15 protein-coding genes and 2 tRNA genes are annotated in these 17808 nt (G+C 71.5%); 7 read left to right on the forward strand and 10 right to left on the reverse strand.

Translation table 11 applies throughout. The features are described 5' to 3' along the window. Positions 1 to 128: 128 nt before the first annotated feature. Positions 129 to 1463 (reverse strand): hemolysin family protein, encoded by a 1335-nt coding sequence (locus tag AF1_RS27190; protein WP_067805416.1) that lies wholly within the window; start codon positions 1461 to 1463, stop codon positions 129 to 131. Between the two features lie 343 nt (positions 1464 to 1806). Here AF1_RS27190 and AF1_RS27195 point away from each other — a divergent pair, with 343 nt between their 5' ends. Further along, a complete protein-coding gene (locus AF1_RS27195; protein WP_067805377.1) occupies positions 1807 to 2838 on the forward strand; it encodes a hypothetical protein in 1032 nt (343 codons plus the stop codon). Here the strand turns inward: AF1_RS27195 and AF1_RS27200 are convergent. The 3 genes from AF1_RS27200 to AF1_RS27210 all read right to left on the reverse strand — a co-directional run bounded on the left by AF1_RS27200 (position 2816) and on the right by AF1_RS27210 (position 5571). Beyond that, a complete protein-coding gene (locus AF1_RS27200) occupies positions 2816 to 4693 on the reverse strand; it encodes a CASTOR/POLLUX-related putative ion channel (RefSeq protein WP_067805379.1) in 1878 nt (625 codons plus the stop codon). The genes AF1_RS27195 and AF1_RS27200 overlap by 23 nt on opposite strands. Before the next feature lie 174 nt (positions 4694 to 4867). Further along, complete coding sequence (locus tag AF1_RS27205) at positions 4868 to 5197, reverse strand: histone-like nucleoid-structuring protein Lsr2 (protein WP_067805382.1); 330 nt, start codon at positions 5195 to 5197, stop codon at positions 4868 to 4870. A 17-nt stretch (positions 5198 to 5214) separates the two neighbouring features. After that, entirely contained in the window at positions 5215 to 5571 is a 357-nt protein-coding gene (locus AF1_RS27210; protein WP_067805385.1) for a histone-like nucleoid-structuring protein Lsr2, read from the reverse strand. 400 nt (positions 5572 to 5971) lie between these two features. Between AF1_RS27210 and AF1_RS27215 the strand changes: the two genes are divergently transcribed. After that, the gene (locus AF1_RS27215) at positions 5972 to 8068 is read left to right on the forward strand and encodes a catalase (protein WP_067805388.1); all 2097 of its coding nucleotides are present in this window, start codon (positions 5972 to 5974) and stop codon (positions 8066 to 8068) included. A gap of 118 nt (positions 8069 to 8186) precedes the next feature. On the opposite strand, the gene AF1_RS27220 is transcribed toward AF1_RS27215, so the two are convergent. Next, positions 8187 to 9389, reverse strand: a complete 1203-nt coding sequence (locus tag AF1_RS27220; protein ID WP_067805392.1) for a zinc-dependent alcohol dehydrogenase — start codon at positions 9387 to 9389, stop codon at positions 8187 to 8189. A 133-nt stretch (positions 9390 to 9522) separates the two neighbouring features. Further along, a complete protein-coding gene (locus AF1_RS27225) occupies positions 9523 to 9975 on the reverse strand; it encodes a YbhB/YbcL family Raf kinase inhibitor-like protein (RefSeq protein WP_067805395.1) in 453 nt (150 codons plus the stop codon). 112 nt (positions 9976 to 10087) lie between these two features. On the opposite strand from AF1_RS27225, the gene ctaD reads away from it, so the two are divergent. Then, positions 10088 to 11773 (forward strand): aa3-type cytochrome oxidase subunit I, encoded by a 1686-nt coding sequence (gene ctaD / locus AF1_RS27230; protein ID WP_067805398.1) that lies wholly within the window; start codon positions 10088 to 10090, stop codon positions 11771 to 11773. 87 nt (positions 11774 to 11860) lie between these two features. Here the strand turns inward: ctaD and qcrB are convergent, their stop codons facing one another. From qcrB to AF1_RS27250, 4 genes are all read right to left on the reverse strand, one after another. Further along, a complete protein-coding gene (gene qcrB, locus AF1_RS27235) occupies positions 11861 to 13492 on the reverse strand; it encodes a cytochrome bc1 complex cytochrome b subunit (RefSeq protein ID WP_067805401.1) in 1632 nt (543 codons plus the stop codon). Positions 13493 to 13609: 117 nt separating this feature from the next. Further along, positions 13610 to 14698: a PrsW family intramembrane metalloprotease gene (locus AF1_RS27240; RefSeq protein WP_067805404.1), complete on the reverse strand. Its 1089-nt coding sequence runs from the start codon at positions 14696 to 14698 to the stop codon at positions 13610 to 13612. After that, complete coding sequence (locus AF1_RS27245; RefSeq protein WP_067805408.1) at positions 14695 to 15231, reverse strand: hypothetical protein; 537 nt, start codon at positions 15229 to 15231, stop codon at positions 14695 to 14697. The genes AF1_RS27240 and AF1_RS27245 overlap by 4 nt, the downstream gene beginning before the upstream one ends. A gap of 106 nt (positions 15232 to 15337) precedes the next feature. Beyond that, on the reverse strand, positions 15338 to 16147 hold the full coding sequence (locus AF1_RS27250; protein WP_067805411.1) for a pentapeptide repeat-containing protein: 810 nt from the start codon (positions 16145 to 16147) through the stop codon (positions 15338 to 15340). Between the two features lie 75 nt (positions 16148 to 16222). Between AF1_RS27250 and AF1_RS27255 the strand changes: the two genes are divergently transcribed. From AF1_RS27255 to AF1_RS27265, 4 genes are all read left to right on the forward strand, one after another. Then, the gene (locus AF1_RS27255) at positions 16223 to 17005 is read left to right on the forward strand and encodes a putative protein N(5)-glutamine methyltransferase (RefSeq protein ID WP_067805414.1); all 783 of its coding nucleotides are present in this window, start codon (positions 16223 to 16225) and stop codon (positions 17003 to 17005) included. Positions 17006 to 17058: 53 nt separating this feature from the next. Continuing rightward, positions 17059 to 17187 (forward strand): LPFR motif small protein, encoded by a 129-nt coding sequence (locus AF1_RS36655; protein ID WP_255218843.1) that lies wholly within the window; start codon positions 17059 to 17061, stop codon positions 17185 to 17187. Positions 17188 to 17310: 123 nt separating this feature from the next. Further along, positions 17311 to 17383, forward strand: a tRNA-Ala gene (locus tag AF1_RS27260). A gap of 31 nt (positions 17384 to 17414) precedes the next feature. After that, a tRNA-Gly gene (locus AF1_RS27265) sits at positions 17415 to 17486 on the forward strand. Positions 17487 to 17808 lie beyond the last annotated feature (322 nt).

The following is a 17808-nucleotide window of genomic DNA, read 5'->3' on the forward strand; positions in this document are numbered from 1 at the left end:
CCGCCCGCCGCGCGCCGCCGCCCGCTCCAGCCGCGGCCGCCGCGCCGCCACCAGCGCGAACTCGGTGGCGACGAAGAACCCGTTGCCGGCCAGCAGTGCCAGCGTGACGGGCGCGCCGAGGGCGAGGTTCACCGGTCCTCCCCGGCGCTCTCGACGGTGCGGACGCGGATCAGCTCGGGCACGTGCCGGTGGATCGTGAGGACCTCGATCACGGCGGTGCGCGGCGGCTCGTCCAGCCGCTCCGGCGGGAGGCGGACGCGCACGACGTCGCCGGGCCGCGCGACCCGGCCGAGCCGTTTCAGCAGCAGCCCCGCCACGGTCTCGTAGTCGCCCTCCGGGAGCGCGATGCCCGTCTCGTGGGCGACCTCGTCCATCCGCAGCCCGGCGTCGGTCGTCCACCACTCGCCGCTGCGGATCGCGAGCTCCTCGCCGGGCTCGTTCTCGTCGGCGATCTCCCCGACCAGCTCCTCGGCGACGTCCTCCCAGGTGACGATTCCGGCGAAGCCCCCGTACTCGTCCACCACGCAGGCCATCGGCTCGGCCGTGCCCCGCAGCCGGAGCACCACGTCCGGCAGCGGCAGCGAGGACGGCAGCAGCAGCGGCGGCCGGGCGATCTCGCCGACCGCGATGCGGCCGGCCGCGGCCGGGCCGAGCGTGATCAGCTCCTCCAGCCCGACGACGCCGACGACGTCGTCCACGCCCTCGCCGAGGACGGGATAGCGGGTGTGCCCGCTCGCGGAGATGATGTCGCTCAGCTCGGCGGCGCGTGCGGACGCCGGCACGGTCACCACGTCCACGCGCGGCACCATGACCTCCTCGGCGTCGCGCTCGGAGAAGGCCAGGGCCCGCTCCAGCAGGTCGATATGGACTTCCGGGAGCTGCTCGCCGGACTCGCCGATGATGTGCCCGATCTCCTCCAGCGTCGCGCCGTGGTGCAGTTCCTCCACCGGCTCGATGCCGGCCGCGCGCACGAGCCGGTTCGCGGACGCGTCGAACAGCCGGATCAGCGGCCCCGCCACCGCCAGGTAGCCGAGGGTGGAGGCGGCGAGAGCGCGCGCCAGCGGCTCGGCCCTGGCCAGGGCCAGGTTCTTGGGGAACAGCTCGCCCAGCAGCATCTGGATCACGGTGGCGAGGGCGAACCCGAACGCGACCGCCACCCCGCCGGACGCCCCGTCCGGGACGCCGGCCGCGCGCAGCGCCGGGTCGATCAGGTCGGCCAGCGCGGGCTTGGCGATGAACCCCACCACCAGCGCGGTGACCGTGATGCCGAGCTGGGCGCCCGACAGCATGAACGACAACCGCCCCATCACCCGCAGCGCCCGCGCCGACGCCCGGTCGCCCTCCGCCGCCCGCTGGTCGAGGACGGGGCGGTCCGCGGTGACGAACGCGAACTCCTGCGCCACGAAGTAGCCGGTCGCCGCGGTCAGCACGAGGATGGCCAGCAGCCCGAGCACGGCGTTCACCCGGCCCTCCCTCCGCTGCTCCTGCGCCGGCACCGGCACCGGCACCCGTTCAAGATCTTCCTTACCCCGGTGCGGCGGTGACTCTCCCGATCCGGCGACGGTTATCGACCGTTCTGTGTGGAATGAACCCCTGAACGAAAGCATCGGCACGAGCAGGAGCCGCGGCGTCCCCGGGGTTGGACGGCGGAACGCGGCAGGGAGATGGGGGCGGAGCTCCAGGACCGGTGGCCGGTGCCGAAGGAATGTCCGGATTCTGTGACAAAGCGGAGTGAGCCGGATCGTGTGTGCAAGGCTCGGCTCATTCCGCGGGCCCAGGAGTCCAAGAGTCGGTGGGGAGTGGGCGATGAACGAGCAGGACCGCCCCCGTCCGGTGTTCGATCCCGGCATCAGTGAAGGCGATCGCGTGCTGCTGGCGGCGGCGCCGGGGCGGCTCGTCCCGGCGTGCATGCCCGCGCCGCCCGTCCCGCGGCTGCGCGCCGCCACGGTCGTGGCGCGGCTGGTGTGGATCCCCGTGTTCGCGTTCTTCTACGGCGTCCTGCCCGGCGGCTGGCTGCGGGTGTTCTTCCTCGCCTCACTGGACGGCGACGACCTGGTGGGCGACGCGGCGCGATGGGGCCGGCTGCCCGTCGTCACGATGATGCTCACCCCGGCCCTCCAGGTCCTCCTGCTGATGCTCGGCCAGGTGGAGGCCGCCGCCGTCCTCGCCGCCGTCAGCTTCACCGGCTGGGCGATCGGCGCGCTGCGGCATGTCCGGGAACCGGCCGCCGCCCGCGCCGCCCGCGAGCACCACGGCTCCTACCTGCTGCCCGCCGACTTCGACCGGCCCGCCGCGCGGCTCCTCGTCCGCGCGCAGCGCGCCATCGACGCCGTCCTCGGGTCGCAGGCGCACGGTGCGGGGCTGCTGGACGACATCAGCAACACGGTCGTCCTGCCGCGGCAGGAATGGGCGATCGCGGGCGCCCTCGCCGAGCACACGCGGCTGCGCCGGGAACGCCTCGCCCAGCAGCCCGAGCGGCTCTCGCCGCGCGTCCGGGCGCTGCTGGAGCCGCAGGACCGCGCGCTGGAGCTGTCGGTCCGCTCGGTCACCGGGCGGATCGAGGCGCTGGAGGCGTACGCGCGCCGGGCGGGCGAGGCCGACGACGCCTACCACGAGTCGCGGGTGCTGCAGACCCTGCCCGAGCAGAACGCCCGCTACCGGGACCTGCTGGCGAGCACCGTGGGGGACGAGATGGCGGGCGCGGAGATCCGCGGCATGGCCGAGGACGCCCACCGGGCCGAGACGGCGCTGCGCGAGCGCGGCACCGGCGCCGTGCGCGCGGGCCACGACCTCGCGCGGCCCGGCGAGCGGGGGGTCAGTTCTCGGCGAGCACGATGACGCGGTCGTCGGCGGACAGCGTGAGCGGTGCCGTCTTGCCCGGGTTGAGCACCACGCCGTAGCCGGGCGGCTCGTGGAAGTGCGCGGTCAGCCGGTAGCCGAGTGCGACCTCGCCGCGCCGCCGCGCCGACTCGATCAGCGTCGCGAAGTCGGCCTCCAGGCCCGGCACCAGGTAGTCGCACGCGGGCTTGAGGTAGATCTCCGACCCCGCCGGATCGAGCAGGTCGACGAACACGTCGTACAGGTGCCGGTTCTCGCTGAGCTGGGTCAGCATCAGGCTGATCAGCTTCTCGCTGACCACGAAGTCGTCGGCCTTGGTGACCTGCGCGATCTCCCGGTTGGCGTCATCGTTGATCTCGCTGACGATGGCGAACGGGTCGCCGAGCGCGTCCTCCATGTCGCGCAGGTGCAGCAGCGTGACGAGGGTGCGGGCGTCGGCGTGCTCGCGGTCGTGGTCGGCGTCCGACAGCACGATCACGTGCTGGTAGGCGCCGACGTCGAGGGACTCCAGCGACGGCCGCTCGGTCGGCTCCGCCCGGACGAAGCCGAGCTTGAGGTTCACGGGCGTGGGCAGGCCGCAGGTCGGGTCCTCGCGCGGCGCCGCCACGACGAGCTCGGAGGCCGGGGCGAGGAACGCGTCCAGCAGCTCGATGATCTTCGGGGCGCGGTGGTTCCAGCCGAGCATCAGCGTGCGCTCGGGCACCGGCAGGTGCGCGGTGGCGGTGGTGATCGCCTCCTCGCGCACGGGCGGGGCCGGGCCGCCGGCGAGGCTGATGAGCAGGTCGTCCTCGGCGAGGACGATGATCTCGTCGTCGGCGCGGATCACGGTGTCCATCGGCGGGTTCAGCAGCACGGTCCCGTCGCCGCGCCGCAGCCCCGCCGGGACACCGAGCTCGTAGGCCGACAGCGCGTCCCCGAACGGCGTCCCCGCGAGGGACGGTTCGGGCCGCATGTAGAACTCGTGACCGGCGAAGTCCAGCAGGTCGGTGCAGACCTGCGACAGGCCGGACTGGCGGTGCGACTGCACGATCAGCCGGATCGCGACGTCGTCGGCGTCGATGACGTGCGCGCGGTCACCGCCCGCGAGGCGGGCGGCGGGCAGGTTCGCCGAGTCGTGCACGGCGGCGACGACGTGCGGGCGGTGCCGGCCCCATTTCCTGGCGCCGAGCGTCAGCAGCACCTTGATGACCCGGGTGTCGGCGTCCGCGACCTCGGGCGTGACGACGAGGATGGAGCGCGCCGTGCCGGGGCTGACCAGTTCCACGTCGGAGACCTTCAGCGGGTCGCCGGTGCGGCACACGATGCGGGTGCGGCCGAGATCGCCCACCCGGGCGCGGATCGCGTCCTCCATCTCGACCTTGTCGCGGTTGGCGAGGATCGCCACGCACGACCGGCGCCGGCTCTGGTTGGCCTCCACCAGCTCGGCGACCACGGTGAAGACCTGTTCCGACCAGCCGAGCAGCACGGTGTGGCCGTGCTCGACGATCCGCGACCGGCCCTTGCGCAGCTCGGTGATCTTGGTTTCCAGGCCGGTGGTGAGCACGCCGATCAGCGAGCTGACGATGAAGATGCCGCCGATGGTGGAGACCAGCATCAGCGCCAGGAAGGGGCCCGTCCCGGTGTCGCCGCCCATCGTGCCCGGATCCAGGGTGCGCAGCAGGCTGCGCCAGACCATGCCGGGCCAGCGGCCGTTCTCCGCGCTGTCGCGCGGCGCGATGACGACCGCCGCCGTCGCGACGACGAGGACCAGTGCCCCGGACGCGAGCCCCAGCCAGCCGATGAGCGCCGGCGTCCCCTTGGACATCGTCCGGTCGAACCAGTAGCGGACCCGGTCCCGCCGTGTCACCCGTGCCAACCGGTCAGCCCCCTCAGCCGTCGCCCCTGCGGCCACCCTATTGTGATGTCCCGCACTATTCCCGGCATTTTGGCCTAATGGCATTTTTGCCCGGTGTGCAGGTAAGGGCCGGGGTGGTGAGAATTCCACCCCGGCCCTCGGTGCGGTGCCGGAACGCCGCCGGCCGCGCCGACGCTAGTGCGCGGCCTCGTACTGCTCGATCACATTGGCGGGGATACGGCCCCGCTCATTGACCTTGATGCCGTGGTTCTTGGCCCACTCGCGAATCTCGGCGGAGCGCTCACGGCTGCCCGCGGTGCGCGCCCCGCGACCGGCGCGGCCGGTGGGCTTGCGTGCTTTGCGGGCGCTGGCCACGAACGGCTCCAGGCCGTTGCGCAGCTTGGCGGCGTTCTTCTTGCTCAGGTCGATCTCATAAGCCGTGCCATCGATGGAAAAGCTGACGGTCTCGTCAGCCTCGCCGCCGTCGATGTCGTCAACGAGAAGGACTTCGACCTTCTGTGCCATGCGGGGACTCCCTCTAGCTATGCGTCCGGCTTCGCGTCCGGATGTGCCTCGATGAATGCAGCATAGACCTCATCCGATATCTTGCCACGTTCGGAGACTTCGATGTCCTGACGCAATGCCCACTCGCGGACATCGCCGTTCGTGTAGCCCTTGATCTTCGCGGCGCGGGACTTGCGGCCCTTCCCAGCGGGCTTCACCTCTGCGGCGTTCTCGATGAAGGGCGCGAGGGCGTCCAGCATCTCGTTCAGCCGCTTGTAGTTGTCATCGCTCAAGTCGATCGTGAACGTCCGACCCAAGACTTCGAAGTCTCGCTTTGCGACATCGACGCCTTCGGAGCCGTCGATGTCGTCGACGCGAATGACCTTCTCGGCCATGTGCTCTGTGTCTTCCTTCCCCTCGCCTACGCGGCGTCCCCGACCGTAGCGGATTCCGGGCCCCGACATGGCGGCAAGACGCGCGGACCTGCGATCAACCACACGAAGTGCTCCAAGGCGGGCGCGATCGCCCCCTCGGCGACGGTGCCGCCTCCCGATCACCTGCCATGCCGGTAGCCGCGCCACCGCACGCCGGGACCCGGGCACCGGGCGCGATGGGCGGGCCCCCGGCCGCCTCCCACCATGCCGGACGGCGTGCGCCGCCCCGCCGCCAAGCGGTCGCGGGCCGCCACGAACGGGTGCGCCGGACACGACTCAAGTTCCGGTCAAACCGCGCATGTCGCAATAAACAGGGGGTAGCCGCCCTCAGATGACCATTCATCGTTGAGGGAGCTGGATCATGGCTGACCCCGCCGGCCGCGAAGACCGGAAACAGGAGCAGATCGACCAGCGGCGGGTGAGCCCGCAGGGGACGGAGCTCACCACGGACCAGGGGGTCCGGGTCGACGACACCGACAACTCGCTTTCCGCGGGCGAGCGCGGCCCGTCGCTGATGGAAGACTTCCATCTGCGCGAGAAGATCACCCATTTCGACCATGAACGCATTCCCGAGCGGGTCGTGCACGCGCGTGGTGCCGGCGCGTACGGCCATTTCACGCTGCACGAGTCGCTCGCCGAGTACACCACCGCCGAGTTCCTCACCGACACGTCCCTGACGACGCCGGTGTTCGTGCGGTTCTCCACCGTCGCGGGATCGCGCGGCTCGGCCGACACCGTCCGCGACGTCCGCGGGTTCGCGACGAAGTTCTACACGCGGCAGGGCAACTTCGACCTCGTGGGCAACAACATGCCGGTCTTTTTCATCCAGGACGGCATCAAGTTCCCCGACTTCGTGCACGCGGTGAAGCCCGAGCCGCCGAACGAGATCCCGCAGGCGTCGTCCGCGCACGACACGCTCTGGGACTTCGTGCAACTGCAACCCGAGACCATGCACATGATGATGTGGCTGATGTCGGACCGGGCGCTCCCGCGCAGCTTCGCGATGATGCAGGGCTTCGGCGTCCACACGTTCCGGCTGGTGAACGCGCAGGGCCGCGGGACGTTCGTGAAGTTCCACTGGAAGCCCAGGCTCGGCACCCACTCGCTCGCCTGGGACGAGACGCAGAAGATCGCGGGGAAGGACCCGGACTTCAACCGGCGCGACCTGTGGGACCGCATCGAGGCCGGCGACTTCCCCGAGTACGAGTTCGGCGTCCAGCTCGTGCCGGAGGAGGACGAGCACCGGTTCGACTTCGACCTGCTCGACCCAACCAAGATCATTCCAGAGGAGGAGGTGCCGGTGCGCCCGGTCGGCACGCTGGTGCTGGACCGCAACCCCGGCAACTTCTTCGCCGAGACCGAGCAGGTCGCCTTCCACCTGGGCAACGTCGTGCCGGGCATCGACTTCTCCAACGACCCGCTGCTGCAGGCGCGGCTGTTCTCCTACCTGGACACGCAGCTGATCCGGCTCGGCGGGCCGAACTTCCCGCAGATCCCCGTCAACCGTCCGGTCGCGCCGGTGCGCAACCACCACCGCGACGGCTACCACCAGATGGACGTCCAGCAGGGCCAGGCGAGCTACCACAAGAACTCGCTGTCGGGCGGCTGCCCGGCGGTCGGCGGCGAGGGGTCGTTCACCCACTACCCGGAGCGGGTGGACGGCGACAAGATCCGCAAGCGGAGCGAGAGCTTCGCCGACCACTACTCCCAGGCGACGCTGTTCTGGAACAGCATGGCCGACTGGGAGAAGGAGCACATCGTCGGCGCGTTCCGGTTCGAACTCGGCAAGTGCGACCACGTGCACATCCGGGAGGGCATCGTCGAGCATCTCGACCATGTCGACCACGACCTCGCCGTCCGGGTCGCCGAGGGCATCGGCGTGGAGCCGCCGAAGACGCCCGTGAACGCCAATCACGGCCGCACCTCGCCCGCGCTGAGCCAGGCGAACACGCCGGCGGACTCCGTGCAGGGACGCAAGATCGCGATCCTGGTGGCGGACGGAGCCGACCCGGCGGCCGTCGAAATGGTCGGTGAGGCGCTCACCGAGGCGGGCGCGCTCTGCGACGTCCTCGCCGCCAAGGACGGGTTCGTCCAGGCGGCCGGCGGCGGCCAGGTGAAGGTCACCCGCGCGATGCCGACCGTCGCGTCCGTCCTCTACGACGCCGTCGTCGTGCCGGGCGGCGAGGAGAGCGTCCGGGCGCTCGCGCAGGACGGCGACGCCGTGCACTTCGTCGCCGAGGCGTTCGTGCACTGCAAGGCGGTCGGCGCCCTCGACGCGGGCATCGGGCTGCTGGAACGCGCCGGGATCACCGGGGTGCGGTTCGCCGACGGCGACATCGTCAGCGACCACGGCGTCGTCACGGGTGAGGGACCGTCCGCCGACTTCCCCGACAGGCTGATCGAGGCGGTCGCGGCGCACCGGCACTGGACGCGCGACAAGGCCCACGTGCCGGCCTGACGCTCATCCGCCGTCCCGCCGGGCCCGGTGCGGCGGCCGCTCCGGTAAGGCCGCCGCGCCGGGCCCGCCGCATTCCGCGATCACTTGCGGGCGATCTCGCCGTCCGCGAGGTGTCCGGTCACGCGGACCCCGCCGCCGAACCCGGCTGCAGCAGCACCTTGATCGCGCCGTCCTGCTTCTTCTGGAACATCTCGTACGCCCGCGGCGCCTTCTCCAGCGGCCAGCGGTGCGTCGCGAGGTCCATCACTCCGAGCGGGTCGGCGTCGTCGGCGACGAGCGGCATCAGCCGGTCGATCCACTTCTTGACGTGCGCCTGGCCCATCCGCAGCCCGATGCCCTTGTCGAACATCCGCAGCATCGGCAGCGGGTCCGTCATCCCGCCGTACACGCCGATGACGGAGATCGTCCCGCCGCGGCGGACGACCTCGATCGCGGTGCCGAGCGCGGCGAGCCGGTCCACCCCGACGCGCGACATCAGCGGCGCGGCGGAGTTGCCGGGCATCAGCCCGGTGAGCGTCTGCGCCAGCTTGGCGCCCGGCGAGCCGTGCGCCTCCATCCCGACCGCGTCGATGACCGAGTCGGTGCCGCGGCCCCCGGTGAGCTGGCGGACCGCGTCCGGGACGTCGCCGGCGTCATCGGAGTCGATCACCTCGATGCCGTGCCGGCGCGCCATCTCCAGCCGTTCCGGCACGAGATCGACGGCGATCACCCGGTAGCCGAGGTGGCGGGCGACCCGCGCGGCCATCTGCCCGATCGGGCCGAGGCCGAGCACGGTGACCGACCCGCCCTCCGGGATGCCGGCCCAGTCGACGGCCTGCCATGCGGTCGGCAGCACGTCCGACAGGTAGACGAACCGCTCGTCCGGTGGCCCCTCCGGCACCTTGATCGGCCCGAAGTGCGCCTGCGGCACCCGCAGGTACTCCGCCTGCGCGCCCGGCACCTGGCCGTACAGCCGGGTGTAGCCGTACAGGGCCGCGCCCATGCCGTGCTCGCGGACCTGCGTCGTCTCGCACTGCGCGTACAACTGCAGGTCGCACATGTGGCAGCGGCCGCAGGAGATGTTGAACGGGATGACCACGCGGTCGCCCGGCTTGACGTGCGTGACGTCCGGCCCGGTCTCCTCGACGACGCCCATCGGCTCGTGGCCGAGGATGTCGCCCTCGCTGAGGAACGGGCCGAGCACCTCGTACAGGTGCAGGTCCGACCCGCAGATGCCGGTCGAGGTGATCCTGATGATCGCGTCGTCCGGTTCCTTGATCTTCGGGTCGGGCACGGTGTCGACGCGGACGTCGCGCTTGCCGTGCCAGGTGACAGCCTTCATCGTGCTCCTCCTCCGACGCGGTGGCCCGTCCCAGGCGGCCCTACCCCGATGGGCCCGGCGAAACGTTGACCTCGCGCGGTGCACCGCTGCGCGCCGTCCCCGGCCCCGGCGGCGACGGGGGCGGAGGAGGGGCTCAGCGGGCGTAGGTGCCGGTGAGCGTGGCGGTGGCGAGCACCTTGCCCTTCAAGGCGGCGCGCATGTCCGCGGAGGTGAAACCGGAGGTCAGGCCGGACGGCGGGCGCAGCGCGTACAGGGTGAACACGTACCGGTGCGGCGCGTCGCCGGGCGGGGGCTGCGGGCCGCCGTAGCCGAGGTCCCCGAAGTCGTTGCGGCCCCGGGCGATGCGCGGGTCCTCCACGCGGGTGGCGAGCCCGTCGAGGTCCCGGGGGATGCCGGCGAGCATCCAGTGCACGAAGGTGCCGCCGGGCGCGTCCGGGTCCTCGCACGTCAGGGCCAGCTCAACGGCCGCGGCGGGCACGCCCGACCAGCGCAGCGCGGGGGAGGCGTCCCCCGCCCGGCGGGAGTGCGCGGCCGGGATCGGGCCGTCGTCGGCGAACTCGGGACTGCCGAGGGTCATCTGCTCCATGCCGCCGTCGTGCCCGGCCGGCGGCGGAGAATGCCGCGTTCCGCCCCGCGTTTGAAAGGGACCTGCGCGGTTAGTGCCCCGTTGGGCTCGGACGAGGGAGGGAGGGCCGGCGATGACGGCCGTGCGGGGGAGGGATGACACCAGCGTCGCCGACGCGCTCGCGCGGCACCGCAAGGGCACGAAGATCAGCCACATCCTGGCCACCACCGACCACAAGATGGTCGGTTACCTGTATCTCGCCACCTCGTTCACCATGTTCCTGATCGCTGGGATCATGGCCATGCTGATGCGGGCGGAACTCCTGAGGCCCGGGCTGCGGATCGTGAACAACCAGCAGTACAACGAGCTGTTCACGATGCACGGCACGATCATGCTGCTGCTGTTCGCCACCCCGCTGTTCGCCGGATTCGCCAATGTGATCGTCCCGCTGCAGATCGGCGCGCCGGACGTGGCGTTCCCGCGGCTGAACACGCTCAGCTACTGGCTGTTCCTGTTCGGCGGGATCATCGTGCTGACGGGCTTCATGGCGCCGGGTGGCGCCGCGGCGTTCGGCTGGTTCGCCTACTCGCCGCTGACCTCGCCGACCTACTCGCCCGGCCCCGGCGGAGACCTGTGGGTGATGGGCCTCGTGCTGTCCGGATTCGGAACGATCTTCACCTCGGTCAACCTGATCACCACGATCATCGCGATGCGCGCGCCCGGCATGGTGATGTTCCGGATGCCGATCTTCACCTGGAACGTCCTGCTGACCAGCCTGATGGTGCTCATCGCCTTTCCCGTGCTCGCCGCCGCGCTGCTGTGCCTGGAGGCGGACCGCAGGCTCGGCGCGCACATCTTCGACGCCGCGAACGGCGGGGCGCTGCTGTGGCAGCACCTGTTCTGGTTCTTCGGCCATCCCGAGGTCTACATCGTGGCGCTGCCGTTCTTCGGGATCGTCACCGAGATCCTCCCGGTGTTCGCCCGCAAGCCGCTGTTCGGCTACCTCGGAATGGTGGGGGCCACCATCGCGATCACCGGGCTCTCCATGACGGTGTGGGCGCACCACATGTTCGCCACCGGCGGCGTGCTGCTGCCGTTCTTCTCCATCACCTCGTTCATGATCGCGGTGCCGACCGGGATCAAGTTCTTCAACTGGGTCGGGACACTGTGGAAGGGGCAGCTGACGTTCGAGACGCCCATGCTGTTCGCGATCGGGTTCCTCGTCACGTTCCTGTTCGGCGGCCTGACCGGGGTGATCCTCGCCTCACCGCCGCTGGACTTCCACGTCACCGACTCCTACTTCGTCGTCGGCCACTTCCACTACGTCCTGTTCGGCACGGTCGTGTTCGCGATGTTCGGCGGCTTCTACTTCTGGTGGCCGAAGATGACGGGCCGGATGCTGCACGAGGGCTGGGGGAAGGTGCACTTCTGGTCGCTGTTCGTCGGGTTCCACACGACGTTCCTCGTCCAGCACTGGCTGGGCGCCGAGGGCATGCCGCGCCGCTACGCCGACTATGCCGACAAGTTCACCACCCTGAACTTCGTCTCGTCCATCGGCTCGTTCGTCCTCGGCGCGTCGACGTTCGCGTTCCTGTGGAACGTCCTGCGGACGTGGCGGCGCGGCGAGAAGGTCCACACGGACGACCCGTGGGGCACCGGCGGCTCGCTGGAGTGGGCGACGTCCTGCCCGCCGCCGCGCCACAACTTCACCCGGATGCCGCGCATCCGTTCGGTGCGTCCCGCGTTCGACCTGCATTACCCGCCGGCGGAGCCGCCGCAGGAGGCCGAGCCGGCGCTTCCACCGCCCCGGAGCTCGTAAGCCCCGCCCGATGATGAGCGCCCGGCGATGAGCGCCTGACGGGGACATGACGGGGACATCCCGCCGGGCGCTTTCGTGCGCGCCGGGTCAGCCGCCGCTCCCGCCGTCCTCCGGCGGCCTGCGCTTCAGGTCGCCCTGGCCGCCGCCGTACGACTCGGACTGGTAGTCGAGGTAGAAGCGGTTGGCGCGGGTCCGCACCTGCGTGCGGACCCGGTCCGGGGTCGGCAGCGGGATCAGGTGGTGGGGATAGGGGGCGACCAGCTCGCCCGGCTGCCGGGACCGCAGCACGGCCTCCCGCTCCTCGGCCGGCCGCTCGTGCCGCTCCTCGAACCCGCCCTCCGGGCTCAGCGAGACCAGCCCGCTCTCCACGCCCTCCGCACGGATCCGCAGTTCGTGGCGCTGCAGGCTGAGGCAGACGCGCCGGGCGATGATGAACGCCGCGACCGGCGCGACGAAGAACCCGGCCCGGAAGAACCAGGTCGTCCAGAACAGCGGGATCTTGAAGGTGGTCGCGATGACGTCGTTGCCGCCCGCCGCCAGCAGGTTCCCGTACCAGGCGATGGCCGCGGCGCCGATGCCGGTCCTGGTCGGGGCGTTGCGCGGCCGGTCCAGCAGATGGTGGATGCGCTCGTCCCCCGTGGCCCAGCGCTCCGCGAACGGATACAGCCCGAGGAGCGTGAAGAACAGCCCCGGCAGGACGACGGCGGGCAGCAGCACGTTCCACGAGATCGTGTGTCCGGCCAGGGTCGTCGACAGGCGCGGCATGATGCGCAGCGAGCCTTCGAGGAAGCCGACGTACCAGTCCGGCTGCGACCCGAACGAGACCTTGTCGGGATCGTAGGGGCCGTAGAGCCAGACGGGGTTGATCTGGAAGAACGTCGCCAGCCCGGCGAGGACGCCGAACGTGAACAGGAAGTACCCGGCGCTCTGGGTCGCGAAGTGCGGGAACGTCTTCTCGCCGCTCACCGTCATCTCCCGCCGGCCCCTGGCCGGCCACTGGGTGTGCGTCTGGTGCCAGAGGATCATCAGGTGGGCGGTGATGAGCGCGATCAGGATGGCCGGCACGAGCAGGATGTGCACGGTGAACAGCCGGGGGATGAAGTCCTCGCTCGCCGGGAACTCGCCGCCGAAGATCCACAGGCCGAGGTAGGTCCCGACGACGGGGACCGACAGCAGGATGCCCTGGAAGATCCGCAGGCCGGTGCCGGACAGCAGGTCGTCCGGCAGCGAGTAGCCCGCGAACCCCTCGGCGACCGCCAGCGCGAACAGCGTGACGCCGATCAGCCAGTTGATCTCCCGCGGCTTGCGGAACGCCCCGGTGAAGAAGATCCGCATGAGGTGAATGGTGATCGCCGCGAGGAAGATGTCGGCGGCCCAGTGGTGGATCTGCCGCATCAGCAGCCCGCCCCGGACGTCGAACGTGAGATGCAGCGTGGACGCGTACGCCTCGCTCATCTTCACGCCCTTGAGCGGCGTGTACGAGCCGTCGTAGACCTGCACCGCGCCGCTCGGCTTGAAGAACAGCGTGAGGAAGACGCCGGTGAGCACCAGGATGACGAACGAGTAGAGCGCGATCTCGCCGAGCAGGAACGACCAGTGCTTGGGGAACGCCTTCTTGATGTTCGCGTCGAGGAAGGACGTCGAACCGAGCCGGTCGTTCACACCGCCGACCAGGTTCTCCAGCCTTTTGGGCTTCGACCGGCCGTTTCGTCCCGCCATCGCGCGTCTCCCCTGGCCGTACGGTGTTCTCCGCTGGGCGGGTACCCGGGCCGGATCACGGCAAACGCCGCTGCGGACCGGCCCGCCGGCACGGCCCCGCAGGTCAGGGCCCGCAGGTCAGGCCACGCGCGGGTTCCCCTCGGAGGCGTGGAGACGGTGCCGCAGGATCTGGATGTCGGCCCGCAGCCGGTCGGCGGCCAGCGGGTCCGGCTCCAGGCCGCCGAGACCGTCCTCGATCAGCGCCAGCTGGTCGGCGCGCATCCGGGCGAGCAGCCGCCGCGGCTCCCCGGCGGGCACGTCCCACCGCTCCTTCCGGCGCCACTTGCGGAACGAGAGCACGTGCCCCTCGCCCGGAACGAGGACCCCCTTCGCGGTCTCCGCGCGCACCGTCCGGCGGAAGTGCGCCAGGTAGCGGCGCCGCGCCAGCCGGTACGCGACGATCGCCGCGAGCAGGATCGGCGCGCCCTTCACCGGCAGCAGCAGCACCCCGGGCAGGACGGGCGCGTCCCACCACGAGTGCAGCGCCATCGCCAGCACGAACGCGGCGGCGGCGATGGCGCGGGCCGTCCGGGACGTCCGCCCGAGCAGGCAGCCGAGCCCCGCGCCGCCGACCGCCGTCATCGCCCAGTGGCTCCACCACGCCCCGCCGACGACCCGGCTGCCGAAGGAGAAGAACGCCGCGTTCGCGTCCTGCGTCGCGCCCGTCAGCACGATCGTGTTCAGGACGTACAGGAAGTTCTCTGCGAACTGGAAGCCCAGCCCGGCGAGCGCGCCGTACCCCCAGCCGTCCAGCGGCCCGCGGACCGCCGCCGGTGCCATCAGCGCCAGCGTCAGCACGCCGAGCAGCTTCAGGATCTCCTCGTCGACCGGTGCGGCGATCGCCGCACCCCACGCGGAGTTGAACTCCGGCCCGGTCGTCTTGCCGAGGACCGCCTGGAACGCCGAGTTCGCCGGCAGCGCCATCCCGAACGCGGCGAGCCCGCCCCACGCGACCGTCATCATCGCGTATCCCAGCGGATGCGACCGGACGGGGTGCGCCCGCCGCAGGAGCCAGATGCCCAGCACCAGCGCCGGAACCAGCAGGATCCCTCCGATGACCGCGCCGACGGGGAACGCCGCGACCTGCGCGCCGATCCCCCGGAAGGCGATCCAGGCCCCGAGCGGGCACGCGACCGCCCACAGCCAGAACGCCGGGCGGCGCGTCATGGCGCCGGCGCCGAGATCGTCAGGGTCCGCACCATGGCCTCGACCTCCCCTGCCAGCCTCCGATAGGCGTCCGGGCGCCCCGACGCCGTCGCCGCGGCGCCGAGCGTGGCCCCGGCGAACACCGTGGCCATCCCGGAGCGCTCCCGTCCGGCGAGGTGCCCGGTCAGCCCGGTCAGGCCGTGCGCGGTGGTGATCGGAACGGGCTGTGCGCGCAGCCGCGACCGCCCGCCCGCGGCGACGATCCGGCCGAGGCCGTCCCACAGGTCCCGCGGGTTCACCGGTGCCAGCGGGACGACCACGCTCACGGAGAAGTACACACCGGATTTGGACAGTTCGACGTTGTTCGCCAGCGACGTTTCCGCGGTTTCGAGCATCCAGCCGCCGGACGGGACCGAGAACGTCACCGGGCGGGCGCCGGCGCGTTCCGTCCCGAGCGACAGGACCGCCCCCGGTGCGAGCGGCGTCGCGCCGCTGCCGAGGGCCTTGTCGAGTAACGGCAGTCCCGCGGTGAGAATCAGCAGCACGAGCGCCACGCCGCCCGTGCCTCCCCATTTCCCTAAAGCCACGCAACCCCCCGATGACGTGCAGATCGGAAATGCCCCTTGACGGGGGAGCTAAACCGAAATGCCCGGTAGGGGGTTACCAGTGAGCAGGCCGTTCCACGCCCATCGGCAACCGGGTGGCGGCATCGCCCCGCGCCGAGTTCAGCTGCGCCTGCGTGAGGAAAAGGCAACCGGTGAGATCGGCGCCGCGCAGATCGGCGTCCCGCAGATCGGCCCCGATGAGGTCGGCCGACCGCAGGTCGGCGCCCCGCAGATCGGCCGCGATCAGGTACGCGCCGCGCAGGTCGGAGCCCCGCAGATCGGCGCCTTTCAATGCGGCCCCGATGAGGTCCGAGCCCCGCCGGCTTTTCTTGCGGCCGGGGACATCGGCCCTGGCCAGCTCGCTGGCGCGCAAAAGGAGGGCGTTCACCCTTTCCCGTACCCCGTGGAGGTCCACTTCGGCGAGTTCTCCGGGGCCGCCCCGGGTGAGACGGTCGACGTCGTCGAAGGCCCGCCGGAGTTCCGCGCGGACGGGCCCGGCGGCCGGCAGCGCCACGGCCTCGTTCAGGTACCAGAGCAGCTCATGGAGCCCCCGCATGACGGGGAACACCTGGAACATGCGCCGCGCGGCGTCCGGGTCCCGCCGCCAGTCCCGCCCGCCGAAGGTCTGCTGCGACACCTTCTGACCGGCGCCGAAGCAGTCGAAGACCGTGCACCCCCGAAAGCCGCGCCGCCGGAGTTCGGCGTGGACGCCGCAGCGGAAGTCGGCCAGGAGGTTGCGGCACGGCTCGCCCGCGGCCTTGTCCACCGCGAAGTCGGCCGATCTGGCGAACGGCAGCGCCACGCAGCACAGGCCGGAACAGCTCGCGCAGTCGGCCTTCAGATCGGCTCTCTCCGGCAAATCCACGACCCCCCTTGGACGAGGTCCATTCTCCCGCCATGCCGCCTGTGCTCCGGACGCCGTGGGATACAGTCCGAGCACATGCCCACCTCCCTCACCGAGTCCGCCATCGTCACCAGGCTGCGCGCCGCCGGCTGCGTGTTCGCCGAGGACGAGGCGCGGCTGATCCTCGCCACCGCCCGCGACGCGGGTGACGCGTCCGCCATGGTGGAGCGGCGCGCCGCCGGGCTGCCGCTCGAACACGTCCTCGGCTGGGCGGAGTTCTGCGGCCTGCGGATCGCCGTCGAACCCGGCGTGTTCGTGCCGCGCCGCCGCACCGAGTTCCTCGTCCGGCGGGCCGCCGCGCTCGCCCCGCCGCGCCCCGTCGTCCTCGACCTGTGCTGCGGGTCGGGCGCGCTCGGGGCCGCGCTGGTCTCCGGCCTGGACGGATGCACCCTGCACGCCGCCGACATCGAGCCCGCGGCGGTGCGCTGCGCCCGCCGCAACATCGCGCCGTTCGGCGGCCGCGCCCACGAGGGCGACCTCTTCGCGCCGCTCCCGGCCGCGCTGCGCGGGCGCGTCGATGTCCTGCTCGCGAACGTCCCGTACGTGCCGACGGGTGAGGTCGCGCTGATGCCGGCGGAGGCGCGCGACCACGAGCCGCGGGTGGCGCTCGACGGCGGCCCCGACGGCCTGGACGTCCTGCGCCGCGTCGCCGCGCAGGCGCCGCGCTGGCTCGCCCCCGGCGGCCGTCTGCTGTTCGAGACCAGCGAGCGGCAGCTCCCGGCCGCGGTCGCCGCCGCCCGGCGGGGCGGGCTGACCGCCACGGTCGAGACCTGCGAAGAGTCCCATGCCACGGTCGTCATCGCGGCAAAGCCCGTGTAAAACGCGACACCGGGGTAAAGGTCGGGATAGGACGACCTGAAGGAGTGAATTCCATGCGCCGCATCAGTGCAGCGCTCAGCGCCATCATCGGCACGATCGTCAGCATCGTGACCCTGCCGTTCCGGGTCCTGCAGCGGCTGCTGACCCCCGGGCGGGGCCGCTCGGCCCGAGCCCGCCGGTAACGGTCATTACGCGTGACCCGACGCCCCGGGCCGATGTCCCTCCGTATGGCCCGGGGCGTCCTCACGCCAAAAACACTTTGCGCTTCCGCCGCGTTTTCCTGCACCCTTTCTTATGCACGCCGAGGGTCTGTAGCTCAATGGGAAGAGCGCTCGCCTTGCAAGCGGGAGGCTGCCGGTTCGAATCCGGCCCGATCCACCCGGCGGAACCGCTGTCGTTCCGCCGTCATGTCGCACAGGCCGAAATGGTGAGGCACCTGACTTCCACTCAGGCGAACCGGGTTCGATTCCCGGGTGCGGCTCTGGACTGGGCCCGGCGGGAGTAACGACCCCCGGCTGGTCCTCCGGTGCCCGGGCGGGCGGACGCCACCGCCGCCGGCGGGCACTCGGGTGCGATGCGGGCGGGCTCCGCCGTCCGGGCACGCGGCGGACGCCGTCCCGTACCGGCGGGGGATGCGGAGCCATGCCGAGCCCGCCCCGCCCCGCCCCGCGCCCGCCGAGCCGCTCCGGTGCCGTGGACCCGTCTTGACCTGCTCCGGTGTCGTGAATTATTTTGTCGTCCAAATATTGGTCTTCAAAGTATCGGTCCACGCCGCCCTGGAGGAATGATGAGCGACTATCCCG

This window comes from Actinomadura formosensis NBRC 14204, assembly GCF_001552155.1.
Taxonomy (GTDB): domain Bacteria; phylum Actinomycetota; class Actinomycetes; order Streptosporangiales; family Streptosporangiaceae; genus Spirillospora; species Spirillospora formosensis.

Bases quoted from the DNA above. Each gene is read 5' to 3' on its own strand.
- AF1_RS36655 (WP_255218843.1), top strand. From the start codon at position 17,059: ATGCGCCGCATCAGTGCAGCGCTCAGCGCCATCATCGGCACGATCGTC.
- AF1_RS27240 (WP_067805404.1), bottom strand. From the start codon at position 14,698: ATGACGCGCCGCCCGGCGTTCTGGCTGTGGGCGGTCGCGTGCCCGCTC.
- AF1_RS27220 (WP_067805392.1), bottom strand. From the start codon at position 9,389: ATGAAGGCTGTCACCTGGCACGGCAAGCGCGACGTCCGCGTCGACACC.
- AF1_RS27205 (WP_067805382.1), bottom strand. From the start codon at position 5,197: ATGGCACAGAAGGTCGAAGTCCTTCTCGTTGACGACATCGACGGCGGC.
- ctaD (WP_067805398.1), top strand. From the start codon at position 10,088: ATGACGGCCGTGCGGGGGAGGGATGACACCAGCGTCGCCGACGCGCTC.
- AF1_RS27195 (WP_067805377.1), top strand. From the start codon at position 1,807: ATGAACGAGCAGGACCGCCCCCGTCCGGTGTTCGATCCCGGCATCAGT.
- AF1_RS27225 (WP_067805395.1), bottom strand. From the start codon at position 9,975: ATGGAGCAGATGACCCTCGGCAGTCCCGAGTTCGCCGACGACGGCCCG.
- AF1_RS27210 (WP_067805385.1), bottom strand. From the start codon at position 5,571: ATGGCCGAGAAGGTCATTCGCGTCGACGACATCGACGGCTCCGAAGGC.
- AF1_RS27255 (WP_067805414.1), top strand. From the start codon at position 16,223: ATGCCCACCTCCCTCACCGAGTCCGCCATCGTCACCAGGCTGCGCGCC.
- AF1_RS27215 (WP_067805388.1), top strand. From the start codon at position 5,972: ATGGCTGACCCCGCCGGCCGCGAAGACCGGAAACAGGAGCAGATCGAC.
- qcrB (WP_067805401.1), bottom strand. From the start codon at position 13,492: ATGGCGGGACGAAACGGCCGGTCGAAGCCCAAAAGGCTGGAGAACCTG.